Origin of the sequence: Bartonella sp. AA9NXGY (assembly GCF_042196845.1) — a bacterium.
Lineage (GTDB): Bacteria > Pseudomonadota > Alphaproteobacteria > Rhizobiales > Rhizobiaceae > Bartonella.
The window spans coordinates 1-1,189 of the sequence record NZ_JBHIRB010000079.1; the positions used below are offsets into that span (position 1 = coordinate 1).

Sequence of the window (1,189 nt, forward strand, 5' to 3'; positions counted from 1 at the left end):
AATGGCGAAGAGCAAGTTTGAACGAACAAAACCGCATGTTAATATTGGTACGATTGGTCACGTTGATCATGGGAAGACCTCGTTGACAGCAGCGATTACGAAATATTTTGGTGAATTTAAAGCTTATGACCAAATTGACGCTGCGCCAGAGGAACGCGCACGTGGAATTACTATTTCTACAGCACACGTTGAGTATGAAACGGAAAATCGTCACTATGCGCACGTTGATTGTCCAGGACACGCTGATTATGTGAAAAACATGATCACAGGGGCAGCACAGATGGATGGTGCTATTTTGGTTGTTTCAGCAGCTGATGGCCCAATGCCTCAGACACGTGAGCATATTTTGCTTGCACGTCAGGTTGGTGTTCCAGCAATTGTTGTTTTTCTTAATAAAGTTGATCAGGTTGATGATGCAGAACTTTTGGAGCTTGTAGAGCTTGAGGTTCGGGAACTTTTATCCAAATATGATTTCCCAGGCGATGATATACCAATTGTTAAGGGTTCTGCATTGGCAGCTCTTGAGGATAAGGATAAAAGCATTGGTGAAGATGCTGTTCGTCTTTTAATGAGTGAAGTTGATAATTATATCCCAACCCCTGAACGTCCTGTTGATCAACCATTTTTGATGCCGATAGAAGATGTTTTTTCGATTTCGGGTCGTGGAACTGTTGTTACGGGTCGTGTTGAGCGTGGTGTTATTAAAGTTGGAGAGGAAATCGAGATTATCGGTATTCGTCCAACGTCTAAGACGACGGTTACAGGCGTTGAAATGTTCCGCAAGCTTTTGGATCAAGGTCAAGCGGGTGATAATATAGGAGCTCTGCTACGTGGTGTTGACCGTGAAGGGATTGAGCGTGGTCAAGTATTGGCAAAGCCAGGATCCGTTACACCTCATACACGGTTTAAAGCAGAAGCTTACATTTTGACAAAAGATGAAGGTGGGCGTCATACACCATTTTTCACGAATTATCGCCCTCAGTTTTACTTCCGTACGACGGATGTTACAGGTATTGTTACGCTTCCAGAAGGAACGGAAATGGTTATGCCAGGTGACAATGTTGCGATGGATGTTTCGTTGATCGTTCCGATAGCGATGGAAGAGAAACTTCGTTTTGCTATTCGTGAAGGTGGTCGTACTGTTGGTGCCGGTATCGTCTCTAAGATCATTGAATAAATAATGCTTGTT

At 43.6% G+C, this 1,189-nt stretch carries 1 protein-coding gene; it reads left to right on the top strand.

Annotated features, from left to right (window positions below; genetic code table 11):
* Position 1: 1 nt before the first annotated feature.
* Positions 2–1,177: an elongation factor Tu gene (gene tuf, locus ACFIM6_RS09885; RefSeq protein ID WP_012755022.1), complete on the top strand. Its 1,176-nt coding sequence runs from the start codon at positions 2–4 to the stop codon at positions 1,175–1,177.
* Positions 1,178–1,189 lie beyond the last annotated feature (12 nt).